Origin of the sequence: Alcaligenes faecalis (assembly GCF_009497775.1) — a bacterium.
Classification (GTDB): Bacteria; Pseudomonadota; Gammaproteobacteria; order Burkholderiales; family Burkholderiaceae_B; genus Alcaligenes; species Alcaligenes faecalis_D.
The window spans coordinates 1,168,739-1,183,823 of sequence record NZ_CP031012.1 but is presented as its reverse complement, the minus strand read 5'-3'; the positions used below and the strand labels follow the sequence as shown (position 1 = coordinate 1,183,823).

Here is a 15,085-nt window from a genome sequence, read left to right as displayed (position 1 = left end):
TATTGGGCCAGCACAGGCAACAATGCCGAACAGGCCTTCCCTTTGCATGAAACGCTGGCTAGTATACAAAGCCGTCAGGGGCTATGCCCTACCCCTGTTTCAAAATAGGCTTACCGACGTACCCCTTGCCATGGCCAGCACTGAATCCATCCAATTTTCACTTTGCACACAACTGAATCAGCTCGACGCGGCACACTGGGACGCGCTCTCTGGCCATCACCTGCTGCTCAGCCATGCTTTCCTGACCTCCCTGGACGCCGCTGGCTGCGCCACACCACAAACAGGCTGGTCGCCGCATTACCTCTTGATGCATCGTGGACAGACGCTGTGTGGCGCCGTGCCCCTGTATCTGAAGCATCACTCTCGGGGGGAGTATGTGTTTGACCAAGGCTGGGCTCAGGCCTATCAACGTCATGGCCTGGACTATTACCCAAAGCTTCTGTGCGCCATCCCGTTTACGCCTGTCAGCGGCCCTCGCCTGCTGGCTCGCACCCAGGAGGATCGCGTACTGCTGGCCCAGCAACTGATCCAGTTGACGCAAAGCAATCAACTATCCTCCGTACATGTGCTGTTCCCGAATTCGGACGACAGGCAGGCTCTGGAGCAGGCAGGTTTCATGATTCGCCATGATGTGCAGTTTCACTGGCAGAACCAGGACTACGCCAGCTACGAGGACTTTCTGGCTTCCCTGACCCAGCAAAAGCGCAAAAAAATGCGACAGGACAGCCGCAAGGTCTACGAACAGGGCCTGTCCTTTGAGCACAAACAGGGCCTGGACATCAGCGAGCAGAATCTGGACTACTTTTACCAGTGCTACGCCAATACCTATCAGGAGCGCGGACAACGTCCTTATCTGAATCGGGATTTCTTTGCGCGTCTGCATGAACAGTTGCCCGAATCCCTGGTGCTGATTCTGGCAAAGCAAGATGGGCAAGATGTCGCCTGCGCCCTGTCGCTACGAGACGGGCACACGCTTTATGGACGTTACTGGGGCTGTACTCGTTACGTGCCTGGTCTGCATTTCGAGACCTGCTACAACCAGGCGATTCAGTTCTGCATAGCGCAGCAACTGCGTTTCTTTGAAGGTGGCGCCCAAGGGGAGCACAAGCTCTCGCGCGGCTTGTTGCCTACTCCGACCAGCTCTGCGCACTGGATTGCAGACCCGCGCTTTGCCCACGCCATTGAAGAGTTCCTGCATGAAGAAGCGGGCCATGTGGCCCGCTATCAGGAAACACTAAGCAGCCATACCCCGTTTAAAACGCTGGCAGGCTAAAAAATCAGTCTTTCTTGTCTTTGCCTGGTGGCGCAAAGGGAAAGACCGAGAACATTTGCCGGGTCTGATCCTGCATCTGGTCCTGCATCTGCACGAACAGATTCTTGCTTTGATCGATATAGCTGTTCATGACGGTTTGCATCACAGGCGCTTGCACGCTCATGAATTGCGCCCAGGCCTCGGGGCCGAACTGCCCGCCATACACGCCCTTGGACTGTTCGGTCATGCGCTCCTGGATCTCCATGAAGGCCTGAATGTTCTTTTCCAGATACGAACCCATCACCCCCTGCATGGCATTGCCATAAAAACGGATGATCTGCATCAGCACCGGAGTGGAGAACATGGGGATACCCCCGCTTTCTTCCTCAAGAATGATCTGCAACAGAATACTGCGCGTCAGGTCCTCGCCGCTTTTGGCATCGACGACCGCGAACTCCTCTCCTGACAGGACCAGTTGCTTGACATCAACCATAGTGATGTAAGCGCTGGCCTGCGTGTCGTACAAGCGACGATTGGGGTATTTCTTGATGAGTCGAGGGGATCCCATGCTGGTGCTTACTTCCTAATCAATAAAACAAAAACACGCGCTATGCACTGCAACAAGCCTTAGCTCATGTGCAAGCCACCGTTCAGGGAGAAATCCGCACCCGTGGCAAAACCGGAATCAGCCGACGCCAGCCAGGCCACCATGGAGCCAATTTCATCCGGTGTGCCCAGACGGCCCACTGGAATGGTGGCCACGATTTTCTCCAGAACATCGGGACGAATCGCACGCACCATGTCCGTACCAATATAACCGGGGGAAATAGTATTGACCGTCACCCCCTTATTGGCAACCTCCTGGGCCAGGGCCATGGTAAAGCCGTGAATTCCGGCTTTGGCCGTGGAATAGTTGGTCTGGCCAAACTGCCCTTTTTGCCCGTTCACCGAACTGATGTTCACAATGCGGCCCCACTGACGCTCTACCATGCCATCAATCACTTGTTTGGTCACGTTGAACAAGCTGTTCAGGTTGGTGTCGATCACCGCACGCCAATCTTCCTGGCTCATTTTACGGAAGGTGCCGTCGCGTGTAATCCCGGCGTTGTTGACCAGCACGTCCACACGACCAAAATCGGCAAATACCTTTTTAAAGGTCTCCACGGTCGAGTCCCAGTCTGCTACGTTGCCCACCGAAGCATGAAATGTGTAGCCCAGCTCGGCCTGCTCGCCCAACCATTTCTGAAAATCACGGTTGGGGCCACAGCCTGCAATAACGGTAAAACCGTCTTTGGCCAGGCGCTGACAAATGACTGTCCCTATCCCTCCCATACCACCAGTTACGTAAGCTACTTTGCTGCTCATATACATCTCCTGAAAGGGGTGACAAAGCTCGATCCCTGGGCCGGCCCGGGCAATGAAAAAGCCTGGCGTCGGGATAAAGGAAGCAGGCAGACCGCCCTGCTCCCGAAACCTGAAAAATTGAAGAATTAACTGGCGCGCACTTTCACATAACTGCCGGGCGCCTCTTCCAGCACGGGATAACGCGCATGGCCCAGGCGACGTTTTGCGCGACGTCGCGAGCCCGACAAGGGCGCAAGCCAGGCAATCCAGTCTGACCACCAGCTGCCGGGTACGGACTGGGCCCGCTCCATATACTGCTGGGCGTCCAGCGTGGCGACCGGCTCGCCATCTTGCAGCACCCAGTAATTACGGCGCTGCTTGGCAGGCGGATTGATCACGCCTGCGATATGGCCCGAGGCTCCCAGCACAAAACGGTGCTGGGCCGCAGGCAAGGCTTGCAAGGACGCGTAGGCCGACTGCCAGGGCACGATATGGTCTTCTTTGGAGCCATACAGGTACACGGGCAAATCCAGCTGACTCAGATCGGCACGGTGCGCCCCCACGGGGACTCCCCCTTTCTGAACCAGACGGTTTTCCAGATAGGTATTGCGCAAATACCAGGTAAAGAAAGGACCGGGCAAATGGGTGCCATCGGAGTTCCAGTACAGCAGGTCAAAAGCAGGTGGCTTTTTGCCCTGCAAGTAGTTGCTGTTCACATAGTTCCAAACCAGCTCGGCGGGGCGCAGGAAAGAAAAGGTACTGGCCAGCTCGCGGGCATTGAGCAAACCGCCCTGCCCCAACTGCCACTCCCGAAACGCAACCTGTGCCTCGTCAATAAAGACGTTCAGCATGCCCACGTCGGTAAAATCCAGCATGGTGGTCAGCAAGGTCATGGAAGCGGCCGGGTCCTGCCCTTTATCGCGTGCCAATGCCAGGGCACTGGCCAGCAAGGTGCCACCAATGCAAAAGCCCAGCGTATTGATTTTTTCCTGTCCCGACAGCTCCTGGCTGACACGAATCGCCTCCAGCACGCCTTGCTCCAGATAATCCTGCCAGCTCAGGGCATGGATATGGGCGGCGTCGTTCGGCTGGGGATTGCGCCAGGACATCAGGTACACCGTCAGCCCCTGATCCAGGGCGTGACGCACAAAAGAATTCTCGGGCTGCAAGTCCAGAATGTAGAACTTGTTGATGCACGGCGGCACGATCAGCAAGGGCACAGCATGCACCATGCTGGTGGTGGGTGCGTACTGAATCAGCTGAAAAATATCGTTCTGGAACACCACGGCACCGGAGGTGGTGCCCACGTTTTGTCCCAGCTGAAACTGACTTTCATCCGTTTGCGTCAGACGCCCTTTTTGCCAGTCGTCCATGAAATTGGACATGCCTTCCAGCACAGACTGGCCGCCCGTCTCCATCATGGTTTGCAGAGCCTGGGGGTTGAGCATCAGATAGTTGCTGGGCGACATGGCCTCTGCCCACTGCATCATGGAAAAGCTCAGACGCTCACGCTGCGCAGCTTCCAGATCCATCAGGTCCAGCATCTCGTTCATGGCCTGAACACTAAGCTGCCAGATATGGGCATTGAACAAGGCGGTGGGATTGCTCTGCCAGGCGGCATCCGCAAACCGACGATCCTGTGGGGGTGGCAAGGCACCGCGTTGGGCCTGGTCCCACAGATCCTGCCACTGCTGCATGTAACGAGCCTGAAGGTCGGCACAGCGGGTGGCATCCATCGGTTTGCCAAAACCTTGAAAAGCACTGTTGTTACTCGACATCTGCCACCTGTAAACGAATTGCAAATACGCTTAGAGCATGACGTTCGTAACAAAAGCAGTCAATTGGGGTAATTAATTAGGCTGGCACGCCAATAGACGGAATTAAAGATTCCATATCGTATTTAATACGATCAAAAAACCGTCAAAGCGGGTTCAAGCGAGCAATGGTGGCCTGTCGGCCAGTCAAGGGCGAGCGGCGGTAGGAATAAAACAAATCATTCTCTTGAAACGTGCACAGGCCACTTAAATGCACGGTCATTTTGCCGGGGCTCAATTTTTCCAATCGGTGGCGTGCAATACCGGGCAAATCCGCCTGCCATTTTCCAGGGCGTTTCCCCTGAATAAAAAAGACGGCCAATTCAGGTTCGTCCTGGACATAGGCATCAAAGACTTCCTGCCCGACTTCAAAGTGCTCCTGGCTGATCGCAGGCCCAACCCAGGCTTGCCAGGATTGCGCTTGGGGACAACGGGCCGTCATCGCCTGCCAGGTGCGCTCCAGGGCTCCGGCTTGCAGACCTCGCCAACCAGCATGGGCCACGCCCAACACCTGGGCCTGCTCATCCCAGATCACAACTGGCAGACAATCTGCCGTCAGAATGGCCAGGGTGCGATCCCGGCGCGTAGTGATGGCGGCATCAAACTGTCTGGGCACGGCAGGCAAGACATCCTGATCCGCATCCAGCACGTCTGTGCCGTGCACCTGGGCCAGCCAGATTGGCTCCGAACCCAGGAAGTGCGCAAGCCGTTCTCGATTGAGCTGTACCCGCTCCGGATCGTCGCCAGTATTCAAGCCCAGATTCAGGCTGTCGCGTTCATCCTGGCTGACGCCACCTGCCCGCGTGGTACAGAAATAAAGCAGCCCCGCTTGTTCGGGGCCGCTAACAGTAGGAATCAGCTTTGAGTGTGCCATTCAATCGTCTCTGCAACAGATTGATAATCAGACGGTGGCTCCGCCGAGAAACTGCGGCGCTCGCCCGTATCGGGGTCCTCAAACTCCAGCACGTGAGCATGCAGCATTTGGCGCTGCGCCCCCGCGACGACGCGACCACCATAGAGAGTATCCGCAAGCAGGGGATGCTTGATCGAACTCAGGTGGACACGAATCTGGTGGGTACGGCCTGTCTCCAGGCGGCAAGCCACTTCGGTCACGGCTTCCTCGCCCGCATAACCCTGACGCAACATTTGATAATGCGTTACAGCATGCTTGGGGGCCACGGATGGCCCCGTGCTCATGCGCACGGGCACGCGCAAATCGCGTCCGATTGGCTCATCGACCGAGCCCTGGCCCGCCAAGACACCATGGACCAACGCCAGATACTGGCGTCCCATGCTACGCTCTTGCAGTTGTCGGACAAAGTGCGTTTGTGCGACTTCCGTGCGAGCCACCACCAGCAAGCCGGAAGTGTCTTTGTCCAGCCGGTGTACAACACCGGCACGGGGTACCTGACGCAGATTGGGGAAGCGAAACAGCAAACCATTAAGCAAGGTGCCACGCCAGTTACCCGCACCAGGATGCGTGACCAGACCCACTGGCTTGTTAACCACCAGCCAGGAGTCGCTTTGAGCCACAATCTCGAAGTCCACGTCATCGGGTTCGAAGGCCATGTCTTCTGGGGCCTGTTGTTCCCAGACCAGCACGGTATCACCGGGGTAAACCGTATGCTTGACCTTGACGGCCTGGCCGTTGACGAGAACATGCCCACTCTCGACCCAGGACTGTAGACGGCTGCGCGAATGCTGTGGCAGTAAACGCGCTAAAGTCTTGTCCAGACGATCGGGAGACGCAGTGATGGGAAGGATAAAACGCAGTGCGTCGGAAGAAACAACACTATCTTTTTCAGTATCTGTGTCAGGCATGGCGACAAATCATATAATTGAGCAGCAATGCTAACACCAAGGACGCTTTTGTGACTCGCCTGAACCTGAACTTGCCACGTATTCGTGGTACCAAGCTGGCCCAAGTAGCCGCATTAATGCTGGCTGCCACTTTGCTTGCTGGCTGCGGCACTACCAAAAAAGAAGTTGACCCCACCTCGGGTTGGACCGCCGAGCGCCTGTATAAAGACGCCCGTGAAGAAATGTCGGCCGGCAACTGGAAAGATGCGCGTACCCGTCTGGAAGCCGTCGAGTCCCGCTACCCCTTTGGCACATACGCACAGCAATCGCTGATCGACCAAGCCTATATCAACTGGAAAGACGAAGAGCCAGCCAAAGCCCTGGCCGCCATCGACCGCTTCCAGAAGCAATACCCCAGCCACCCCGGTACCGACTACATGCTGTACCTGAAAGGGCTGATCTCCTTTACGCCTCCTAGCGCTGCCCTGTCCAACATTACCCAACAGGACCCCAGCGAGCGTGACCCCAAGGGTCTGCGCGAATCCTACGAAGCCTTTAACGATCTGCTGCAACGCTACCCCAATAGCCGTTACGCACCGGACGCTGCCAAGCGCTTGACCTGGCTGGTCAGCACCATCGCCCAGAACGAAGTGCACGTGGCCGAGTACTACTATAAGCGCGGCGCTTACGTGGCTGCCGTGAACCGTGCACAAACCGTAATTACGGACTTCAAGGGCGTGCCCATTGCAGAACGCGCGCTGTACTTGATGTACCTGTCCTACGACAAGATGGGTCAAACCGAGCTGCGTGACACCACCAAACGCGTGATGGACCAGAACTTCCCGGACTCCACCTATTTCAAGGACGGTCTGGACGCCAAGGTGAACTACTGGAACCCGATTAACTGGTTCTAAACCTTGAAGCAAAGCAGCGAAAAATACGGGCTGCTTTGGTGAAGCAAGCATAAAACGCTTCACAGAACGCAGCCCAAAAAAGGGCCGAATCCCATACAGGATTCGGCCCTTTTAGTTTTCCAGCCTCAAACTGATGTTCCTTGCCAGCTCGTTCTGCTTAGCTCAACAGAGCAAGGACTACCTGTCTGTCAGGTAACTTCTTCCTCTGTGGTCGCCTAGGCTCGCCCATCCCCGCTGGCTCCAGAACATCCAGAGATCACCCCACTTTCTTGGCATTGTCCTTTTGCACGCTATACATACGCTCAGCAAAAGCCTTGGCCTTGGCCGGATCCAAAGGCTGACCGCCCAGAATCTTCATGGTGTCGTCCAGATACACCATCCGGTCTTCCAGCTCTTCCTGCAGGCCAATCAGGTAATAGCCAATCTGACAAAAGTACGTCGTCCGGGCTCGGGTCTGGGCTTCGATCTCTTCCACACCCATACGCTGAAAGAAATTGGCCAAGGCATTCATGCAGGCCTTGTCCGCCCGCGCGACGGCCTGACGCACCCGCTCGGAGCGCCTGGCCCAATCACGCATGGCCATATCCAGACCCGGCTCAAAACGGGACACGTCCAGCCAGGTGGAGAACAGGGACAACATGCCATCTTGCAGATTGTCCACATTCTCCAGCGCCAGCATGGTGGAGCGCATGTTCTTTTGCTCCCAGAAGCCGACCAACCCATCGAGCAAGTCGTCCCTGTCCTTGAAATGCCAATAAAAGCTGCCCCGCGTGACGGCCATGACCTGCGCCAGCCGGGTGATGCGCACCGCCTCCACGCCTTCCTGCATAAACAGGCGAATGGCGGCCTCCAGCCAATCCGCCCGCGTCAAATGCACATTGGGCTCGGTCAGTGCCCCGGCCTGGGCCACGCGTTCAATCAGTTCCTTATCGCTCATATCGCCTGCTTGTAGAGTCGCTTTAGTCGCCAAAGTATACCGGCGCTCCTCTTATAACAGGCCCAGCATTCGTGGAAACGCCAAGGAAACAGCGGGCACGAAGGTGGTGATCAATTGAATCGGAATGGCTACAAACACAATCATGGCGATGGCCGGACCAAAGGAGCGATGTACCGCCACTTTGCTGATGCGGCAGGACATGTACAGCACAGGTGCCATCGGCGGGCTGTTGGAGCCCACAATCACCGCACACGCCACAATCGCGGCGAACTGCACCGGACTGACATCGGCCACGCCCACCAAAGGCAGCAGCAAGGGAGCCACCACCACGGTCAAGGACACATCATCAATAATCATGCCCACCAGAATCAGGAACACATTGACCATCAAGAGAATGCCGATGGGGCTATCCACCAGACCGGTCACAAAGGTGGTCAGGTCCTGCGGCACACCCTGAGCGACCAGAATGCGGCCAATAAGGAAAGAGAACAGCAAGATCAGAATGACCGTACCCGTGGTCTCTGCCGTGCGCACAAAGCTGTCGCACAACTTACGCATAGTCAGTTCGCGGTACACAAAGCAGCCAATACCGATGACCAGCACAACCGCGACCGCCGCCGCTTCTGTGGGCGTGAAGATACCCCCGTAAATGCCGCCCAGAATCAAGGCAGGAATACACAAGGCAGGGATGGCGTAGAACAGGGTCTTGAGCGAGGAACGCCCCTTGGCCTCATCGGCAGGCTGAGCAGGCGACTCCTTGAACCAGCGCCCAGCTACGACGTAATTGAACAAAATCAGGCCAAACATCAAGAGCAAGCCCGGTCCAATCGTCGCCGCAAAGCAGGCCACCACCGACTGCTGTGTCACCACGGCAAACAGAATCATGGTGATGGACGGGGGGATCAGAATCCCCAGCAAAGAGGAAATCCCCAGCAAGGCTGCGGAGTACTGACGCGGATAACCGCGCTGCTCCATGGGATCGACCAGAATGGTGCCAATGGACGCCACCGCTGCAGAGGCCGTACCCGAAATCGCCCCGAACACCCCGGAAGCCAGGACCATGCTGGCCCCCATGCCGCCACGGCGATTCTTGACCAGCATCTCGGCAAAGCCCACCAAACGGTGTGCAATCCCGCCTGCCTGCATCAAGTAACCCGCCATGATGAACAAGGGCAAGGCCAGCAGAACCAGAGAGTTCAAGGAACGGAAACCTTGCAGCATCAAGGTGTTCAAGTTGACGTCATACACCAGCGTCAACATCAGCAGCGTACCGGCAAAAGACCAGGCTACCGGCACTCCCACACCCAGCAGGAACAGAAGCAAGAGAACAGAAAATCCAGCATGCATAATCAATGGCCCCCATGGCGCAAGGCCATCAAAGACTGATAAACATCGCGCAAGGCATACAACAGGCTACCGACTGCGTTCAGGCCAATCGCGGATTGAGGCACCCAGACAGGAATCCCCAACTCCGCCATGGTGGTCGAGAACCGGGCTCCCCACATGAACATGCGCAAGGTCCAATAAGCAAAGGCCACCACAATGATCAGCATCAGCACCGACACAAAGAAACGGTGAATGGCGCGCGCCCGTGGAGTCTTCAAACGATGGGACAGGTAATCCACCACCAGATGCTGACGGGACTGGCTGGCAATCAGCGCCCCCGTCATGTACAGCCAAATTGCGGCCACCATCACAATGGTGTGCACACCGGTTGCCGGCCAGTTCAGGTAATAACGTGCTGCCACCACATAAGCCAAACCTGCCGCCACCACAATGCTGGACGCGATGGCCAGCCATTCCAGGGCAATCAGGGTCGGCCCGCGCTTGATCGGGATGTCCTCACTCACATTCATACTCCCTTGATCCAAGGTGTTCACTTGAGAGCCGAGGCGTTTTTCTCGATATGGGCCATGATGCTGTCACCCACCTCGGCATGCATGGACGGCCAGACCTTGGAGCGGACATGCGTACCCAATGCCGCCAGTTGGTCCTTGTCGAGTTCAACGTAGTTTTTACCCAGCGCCTTCCACTTCTCCACAATGGCCGCGTCCGCTACCTGGGCCTTGGAAAACTGATCCTGCATGATGATGGTGGCCGAAGCCTGGATCACTTCCTGCTGCTCGGGTTTCAAGGCTTCCCAGGCTTCCAGGTTCATGGACAACACGCCAGTAATGAACTGCTGCTTGCTGCGCACGTAGTAATCCAGCGTGTCGCGGAAATACTCGTAGTCGTAGTAAATGACGTTGGCCGCATCACCGTCCACCACGCCGGTTTGAATCGAGGTAAACACTTCACCCCAATCAATGGCTGCCGTCTGATAGCCCATGGCTTGCACCGACTGCTGCATCATGGAAATCGGGGGCACTCGTACCTTGATGTTTTTGGCATCCTCTACCGTCACCGCATGCTTGCCCTTGGTGGCGACGCCATTAAAGCCTTCTGGCCAGGCGCCAAAGAACTTCAGGCCATTCTCCTTGTAGATACCGTCCAGCGTTTCATTCAACCAGCCACCGGGCTGGTAAGCGGCCAAGGCTTCCTCCCAGGTGGTGAACATATAGGGCGTGTAGATCACCGCAATGCGCTTGTCGTAGGAGGTCATGGGCCAGTTCAACATCAACTGCACATCACCGGCCACGTGCTGGTCGAACACCTCTTCCTGACCACCCAACTGGTTCTGATAAAAAACGCGGGGCAACACGGCGCCTTGCGTGCCTTCTTTGATCAGCGCGGCCCACTTCTCGATGGCATCACCGCTAGGCGAACCTTGCGCGCCCGAGTCCGTCGCAATGCGCATGGTTTGTGCGGACACGGTGGCCGCGCTCAGGCTGAACATCACCGTCAGCAAAGTCTTGCTCAAAAGCTTCATAACTCCTCCTGGGTATTTCTTTTAAATTTATTGTTCAAACTTCGGGTATCAGGCTTCCGCCCGGTGTCGCCACAGTTCCCAGCCCAGACGGGCCCGGACACCCACATCCAGAAACGGCCGTGGTGGCAAGGCATCGGGCTGCCCCAAGGCCTGCATGTCGGCAATCAAGGGATTGTCCACACCACAAGCCAGATCCGCGACCAACATGCCGGAGATCGTGCCCTTGGTCAGCCCCACCCCGTTCTGACACACCGCGGAATACACATGCGGGGCCACCTGACCAAAGCCGGGCGAGCCATTACGGGACAGGCAGATAAAGCCCGTCCAGGTGTGCTCCATTTCCACGTTTTTCAGATTCGGGAAACGCTCGTCAAACAGGGTTTTGTGCTCGATGCGCACGCGGCGACGGCTCTCGTCATCGCTACGTAAATTAGGGGCATACGTCATGTGCTGACGGATCAGAATGCGCTGGTCATTGGTGCGGCGCATGGTGATACCCACAAAGGCATTGGCGGGCGTCAAACCCCAACTGGGCAAACCACCCAATTCGCGCTGTTCGCTTTCCGTCAGGCAACGGGTCAAGCTGGCATGAGCCGCCATCGGCATCAGCTTGCCGCTATAAAAACCGAACTGCTCCGCAAAGACGTTCACGGCCAGAATCATCTTGCCTGCACGAACTTTGCCACCGGGTGTTTCCAGCGTGACGCCATCGCCTTGCTGCACAGACAGCACAGGCGTTTTTTCATAAACGGTGACGTTGGGAGGCATATTGTCGGCCAGACCACGAGACAAACCCGCCGGGTTCAGCAACACCGTGCCGGGGGTGTAAATACCTGTGCGGAAATGCTTGAACCCCAGCTTGTCATGCAAGGCCTTGCCGTCCAGCCACTCATGCGGTTCCTTCAAGGATTCCAGCACTTGCAGCGTAGGCTTCAAGGTTGTGCGTACGCCTTCCTCGGAAACGGCAGCGTGGAATTTCCCGATGGGGCTCCAGTCGCACTCAATGCCGTAACGCTCGACCTGGGTTTTCAGATAAGCAATCGCCGTACGCGCCAAGCGTACATGCGAGCGGGCGGCGTCCAGCTCGCCCATGGAACTGCCGACGTTATGAGGGCTATCAATCGCAAAGCCGGAGTTTCGACCTTGAGCGCCCTCGCCCACCTGATCGGCCTCCAGCACCACGATGCTGTCACCGGGGCGGTTCTCTGCCAGGCGACGGGCAGCGGCCAAACCCGCCAGACCACCACCGACGATCACCCAATCAGCCTGCACGTCTTTAGCCAAAGCGAGCTTGGGCGTACGAGGAGCCAGGAGCCGACTCCACCCATTGGTCTTGTCGTTCTCCGGCAGACGCGTAATTTTCTTGATGCTCATGCCGCCGTCCGTGCGCTGGCCCAGTTGCTGGGATGCAGGCAGTAGTGGATCAGGGCAGATTCTGCCTCATAGATCAGGGGCGTGCCTGCTGGCAACCACACACAATCACGTGGACCGGCTTCCAGAATGCCCTGCGGCGTATGAATGCGCATGCTGCCCTCGATCACCGTCACGACCTCGTCGTACAGCACGGTCCATTCGATGCGAGCGTGGTTCAAGCGTGCATACCCCGCCCCCAAGGGCGTTCCATCCTCCTCACCCACGATTTCCGCCAACTGCGCCATCTCCGGTTTTTCCTGTCTGGGCTGGAAGACCAAATCGTCAAAACGCATTACTCGCGGCAAAGTTTTTTCTGTTGTCATGTGGATCACCAAACACAATTGGTTTTAGAACATACATAGTTGTATGTTGTGATGGTAATGAGCCGAATTTGACGCGTCAATGCGTGGGGAGATGGGGATTACCCTGCGTTCCAGGCGGGAGAGCTTTATATTTAAATAATTAAATTGGCCTTGTGACAGGCTCTGCAAGCAGGGTTCTTGGTAGCGCTTTTGGCTGTTTTTAGCAGGCTTATTGATAAGAAAAATAGCGCATGACAGTGGCGACTACTCAACAAGCAGTCACTAAGCCGCTGGAATGAAATGGAGTTCTTCAGCCACAGCCAGAAAGCAAGGAAGATGGCGAGACTCCATCTGCGCACATTCCTTCGCAAAGCCTATCTACGCCTGTTTTCTGATCAACGCTTCTTCCAACTTTTCACGTCCTGCTCCCATCAGCCACGAACGCAGCGAGACAAGCTCAGGATTGATCTCCCGCATCAGATCGAGGTCCACCCGCTCTGCAAGAGGACCATCTTCCAGGCTTGACGCCATATGTCCCAAATCGGCGTTGGCAGCTAATACTTCGTCAGGGAATCGGGTATAGGTGATAGAGCGACCTGCGGCTTCAGAAAAGGCGGCCTCCAGTTCCTGGCCGGTCACGCGATCGCTGGCGATCTTCAAGCTCATCCCGGCAAAGCGCGCCCTGTCCGCAAACAGGGCGGCAACGATTTTCCCTATGTCTTGCACGGCAGTCAGTTGGATCGAATGATCACGGTGTATCAGGGACACCAGCCGCCCTTCATCCAGGCCAAAGCCTGGCCGCACGAGCATCTCCATAAAGATCATGGGGCGAATAATGGTTGCGGTAAGCGGCAGTTCACGGATGTGTGCCTCGATACGAGGCTTGGCATCAAAGCGCGCAACACCTGTCAGTTTGTCCCCGGCGCTCGCCCCCGAGGAATAGATGAAATGCTCGACACCATTCTTTGCTGCCAGATCAGCAAGACGTGTGCCATAGCAGACCTCCTCTTCTGCCGATAGATTCGCAGGCATCACGCTGAATACGCCATGCACATCCTTCATGGCCGACGCGATAAGATTGGCATCGTCCAATGATCCTTGCACGATTTCAGCGCCTGCTTCCCGCAAAGCGATTGAAGCCGGTTTGGATGGAGATTGCACAAAGGCGCGCACAGGCCAGCGAGCCTCCAGAAGTGCTTTGACCACCGATCCGCCTTGCCGGCCTGTGGCTCCGAAAACCAGAATGGGGCGAGGTACTTTGTTCATGATTCAGCTCGAAAAAAAAAGAGAATGTCGTATTCTTTCCTCGATATCTGAATTGCGGAAGACGGCACTTTTTTGAACCTCAGGCACAAAAATGAAACCCATAGATCCAGCAGAGTCGGATTCTCTCAAGGAGAAGCACGACAGCGACTCATCCTTCCAGCCGATTCCCTTGAATGGAGTCTGCACACGCCTCGGTGACAAATGGACTGTGCAGGTCATCTGGCGCCTTGCCATCGCGGGTGATCGTAGACTGCGGTTCTCCGAGATCAAGCGTGAGGTGGAGGGAATCACGCAGCGCATGCTGACGCTGACACTGCGAAACCTGGAACGAGATGGCTTGGTAGAACGCCATTATTTTCCCGAGGTACCTCCACGTGTGGAATATGAACTGACGGAGATGGGGAAAAACATGCTCGATGCGCTGAAAGGCATCAATGTGTGGGTCAGAGAGAACCTTCCGCGTATACAGGAATCACGTCAAACCTACGATGCCAAAAAGCCTTGATGTAGAACGGAGAACGACGCGGAATTGAAGTCCAAGCTTATGATGCTGCGACCTTACAACCTGTCGTCCCCGTAAGACCCACTGCTCCGCTTCCCGACATCACAAGAACATGAAAACAGACATTTTCCAATGTCCAAGAATGCCCCTTTCATAAAACATACTCCATGAACCACGAACAAGCAGAAACACAGGTACTAGAAGCTATTCCTGTACTGGCAAAGGATCAAAGCATTGAGGAGTGCATTGCTGAACTGCAAGCCAACGGCCTGTCGGAAGTCCGTGCGACCAAGCTTTGCGTGATGATTCCCGAAGCCTTCGGGCTGGCACTGGCCTGGCGTCTAGGCGCCGCATTGCCAGATGAAGAGCAAATGTTTGATGTGCGCAATCGCGCAGGCGAGACGGTTCAAGTCCCCATGCTGGGCCAACATGTGTTTTCTGTGGCGCTGGCAATGGCGGTTGCGGTGCTCAAAAAAGGCTGGTTTGCGCCTATCACTCGGGAAGCGTTTGAGGCGGTCAGCAATCGCAGTGCCGTCATGTCCGTTCTTCAGCAGATAGAGGGCAGTCTGGAAGGCGCTGGTACACCCAGCCTGTTTTTATGGGGCTTGGCGGCAGAGGACATCGTCGCAGACGAGTCCTTGCCCTAGTTTTAATAGGCGGAATACAAGCAAT

General features: G+C 56.2%; 16 protein-coding genes. 4 read left to right on the top strand and 12 right to left on the bottom strand.

The window, feature by feature from the left end:
• Positions 1-130 precede the first annotated feature (130 nt).
• Positions 131-1,273, top strand: coding sequence for a GNAT family N-acetyltransferase (locus tag DUD43_RS05380; RefSeq protein WP_153229448.1), 1,143 nt, complete (start codon positions 131-133; stop codon positions 1,271-1,273).
• Between the two features lie 4 nt (positions 1,274-1,277).
• Here DUD43_RS05380 and phaR read toward each other — a convergent pair whose 3' ends face one another.
• From phaR to DUD43_RS05355, 5 genes are all read right to left on the bottom strand, one after another.
• Positions 1,278-1,820, bottom strand: coding sequence for a polyhydroxyalkanoate synthesis repressor PhaR (gene phaR, locus DUD43_RS05375; RefSeq protein ID WP_153229447.1), 543 nt, complete (start codon positions 1,818-1,820; stop codon positions 1,278-1,280).
• Between the two features lie 59 nt (positions 1,821-1,879).
• Positions 1,880-2,617, bottom strand: coding sequence for an acetoacetyl-CoA reductase (gene phbB, locus DUD43_RS05370; protein WP_153229446.1), 738 nt, complete (start codon positions 2,615-2,617; stop codon positions 1,880-1,882).
• A 125-nt stretch (positions 2,618-2,742) separates the two neighbouring features.
• Entirely contained in the window at positions 2,743-4,374 is a 1,632-nt protein-coding gene (locus DUD43_RS05365; RefSeq protein WP_153229445.1) for a PHA/PHB synthase family protein, read from the bottom strand.
• Positions 4,375-4,516: 142 nt separating this feature from the next.
• On the bottom strand, positions 4,517-5,284 hold the full coding sequence (pgeF, locus tag DUD43_RS05360) for a peptidoglycan editing factor PgeF (protein ID WP_153229444.1): 768 nt from the start codon (positions 5,282-5,284) through the stop codon (positions 4,517-4,519).
• Complete coding sequence (locus tag DUD43_RS05355; protein ID WP_153229443.1) at positions 5,266-6,231, bottom strand: RluA family pseudouridine synthase; 966 nt, start codon at positions 6,229-6,231, stop codon at positions 5,266-5,268. The genes pgeF and DUD43_RS05355 overlap by 19 nt, the downstream gene beginning before the upstream one ends.
• Before the next feature lie 95 nt (positions 6,232-6,326).
• Here DUD43_RS05355 and DUD43_RS05350 point away from each other — a divergent pair, with 95 nt between their 5' ends.
• Positions 6,327-7,124 (top strand): outer membrane protein assembly factor BamD, encoded by a 798-nt coding sequence (locus DUD43_RS05350; protein WP_026484309.1) that lies wholly within the window; start codon positions 6,327-6,329, stop codon positions 7,122-7,124.
• Between the two features lie 256 nt (positions 7,125-7,380).
• On the opposite strand, the gene DUD43_RS05345 is transcribed toward DUD43_RS05350, so the two are convergent.
• The 7 genes from DUD43_RS05345 to DUD43_RS05310 form a co-directional block, all read right to left on the bottom strand.
• Positions 7,381-8,061: a TetR/AcrR family transcriptional regulator gene (locus DUD43_RS05345; RefSeq protein WP_051316344.1), complete on the bottom strand. Its 681-nt coding sequence runs from the start codon at positions 8,059-8,061 to the stop codon at positions 7,381-7,383.
• A gap of 51 nt (positions 8,062-8,112) precedes the next feature.
• Positions 8,113-9,408: a TRAP transporter large permease gene (locus tag DUD43_RS05340; protein WP_153229442.1), complete on the bottom strand. Its 1,296-nt coding sequence runs from the start codon at positions 9,406-9,408 to the stop codon at positions 8,113-8,115.
• Between the two features lie 2 nt (positions 9,409-9,410).
• Positions 9,411-9,917 carry a TRAP transporter small permease gene (locus DUD43_RS05335; protein WP_153229441.1) on the bottom strand — a complete coding sequence of 169 codons (507 nt, stop codon included), beginning with the start codon at positions 9,915-9,917 and terminating at the stop codon, positions 9,411-9,413.
• Between the two features lie 20 nt (positions 9,918-9,937).
• The gene (dctP, locus tag DUD43_RS05330) at positions 9,938-10,930 is read right to left on the bottom strand and encodes a TRAP transporter substrate-binding protein DctP (RefSeq protein ID WP_153229440.1); all 993 of its coding nucleotides are present in this window, start codon (positions 10,928-10,930) and stop codon (positions 9,938-9,940) included.
• Positions 10,931-10,978: 48 nt separating this feature from the next.
• Positions 10,979-12,304, bottom strand: coding sequence for an NAD(P)/FAD-dependent oxidoreductase (locus DUD43_RS05325; protein WP_153229439.1), 1,326 nt, complete (start codon positions 12,302-12,304; stop codon positions 10,979-10,981).
• Positions 12,301-12,666 (bottom strand): ethanolamine utilization protein EutQ, encoded by a 366-nt coding sequence (locus DUD43_RS05320; RefSeq protein WP_228125902.1) that lies wholly within the window; start codon positions 12,664-12,666, stop codon positions 12,301-12,303. The genes DUD43_RS05325 and DUD43_RS05320 overlap by 4 nt, the downstream gene beginning before the upstream one ends.
• A gap of 357 nt (positions 12,667-13,023) precedes the next feature.
• A complete protein-coding gene (locus tag DUD43_RS05310) occupies positions 13,024-13,911 on the bottom strand; it encodes an NmrA/HSCARG family protein (RefSeq protein ID WP_153229438.1) in 888 nt (295 codons plus the stop codon).
• A 91-nt stretch (positions 13,912-14,002) separates the two neighbouring features.
• Here DUD43_RS05310 and DUD43_RS05305 point away from each other — a divergent pair, with 91 nt between their 5' ends.
• Positions 14,003-14,416 (top strand): winged helix-turn-helix transcriptional regulator, encoded by a 414-nt coding sequence (locus tag DUD43_RS05305; protein ID WP_153229437.1) that lies wholly within the window; start codon positions 14,003-14,005, stop codon positions 14,414-14,416.
• Between the two features lie 164 nt (positions 14,417-14,580).
• On the top strand, positions 14,581-15,060 hold the full coding sequence (locus DUD43_RS05300) for a hypothetical protein (RefSeq protein ID WP_153229436.1): 480 nt from the start codon (positions 14,581-14,583) through the stop codon (positions 15,058-15,060).
• Positions 15,061-15,085 lie beyond the last annotated feature (25 nt).

Excerpts from the sequence above, each read along its gene's own strand:
- DUD43_RS05380 (WP_153229448.1), top strand. The coding sequence starts at position 131 with ATGGCCAGCACTGAATCCATCCAATTTTCACTTTGCACACAACTGAAT.
- phaR (WP_153229447.1), bottom strand. The coding sequence starts at position 1,820 with ATGGGATCCCCTCGACTCATCAAGAAATACCCCAATCGTCGCTTGTAC.
- phbB (WP_153229446.1), bottom strand. The coding sequence starts at position 2,617 with ATGAGCAGCAAAGTAGCTTACGTAACTGGTGGTATGGGAGGGATAGGG.
- DUD43_RS05365 (WP_153229445.1), bottom strand. The coding sequence starts at position 4,374 with ATGTCGAGTAACAACAGTGCTTTTCAAGGTTTTGGCAAACCGATGGAT.
- pgeF (WP_153229444.1), bottom strand. The coding sequence starts at position 5,284 with ATGGCACACTCAAAGCTGATTCCTACTGTTAGCGGCCCCGAACAAGCG.
- DUD43_RS05355 (WP_153229443.1), bottom strand. The coding sequence starts at position 6,231 with ATGCCTGACACAGATACTGAAAAAGATAGTGTTGTTTCTTCCGACGCA.
- DUD43_RS05345 (WP_051316344.1), bottom strand. The coding sequence starts at position 8,061 with ATGAGCGATAAGGAACTGATTGAACGCGTGGCCCAGGCCGGGGCACTG.
- DUD43_RS05340 (WP_153229442.1), bottom strand. The coding sequence starts at position 9,408 with ATGCATGCTGGATTTTCTGTTCTCTTGCTTCTGTTCCTGCTGGGTGTG.
- DUD43_RS05335 (WP_153229441.1), bottom strand. The coding sequence starts at position 9,917 with ATGAATGTGAGTGAGGACATCCCGATCAAGCGCGGGCCGACCCTGATT.
- dctP (WP_153229440.1), bottom strand. The coding sequence starts at position 10,930 with ATGAAGCTTTTGAGCAAGACTTTGCTGACGGTGATGTTCAGCCTGAGC.
- DUD43_RS05325 (WP_153229439.1), bottom strand. The coding sequence starts at position 12,304 with ATGAGCATCAAGAAAATTACGCGTCTGCCGGAGAACGACAAGACCAAT.
- DUD43_RS05320 (WP_228125902.1), bottom strand. The coding sequence starts at position 12,666 with ATGACAACAGAAAAAACTTTGCCGCGAGTAATGCGTTTTGACGATTTG.
- DUD43_RS05310 (WP_153229438.1), bottom strand. The coding sequence starts at position 13,911 with ATGAACAAAGTACCTCGCCCCATTCTGGTTTTCGGAGCCACAGGCCGG.
- DUD43_RS05305 (WP_153229437.1), top strand. The coding sequence starts at position 14,003 with ATGAAACCCATAGATCCAGCAGAGTCGGATTCTCTCAAGGAGAAGCAC.
- DUD43_RS05300 (WP_153229436.1), top strand. The coding sequence starts at position 14,581 with ATGAACCACGAACAAGCAGAAACACAGGTACTAGAAGCTATTCCTGTA.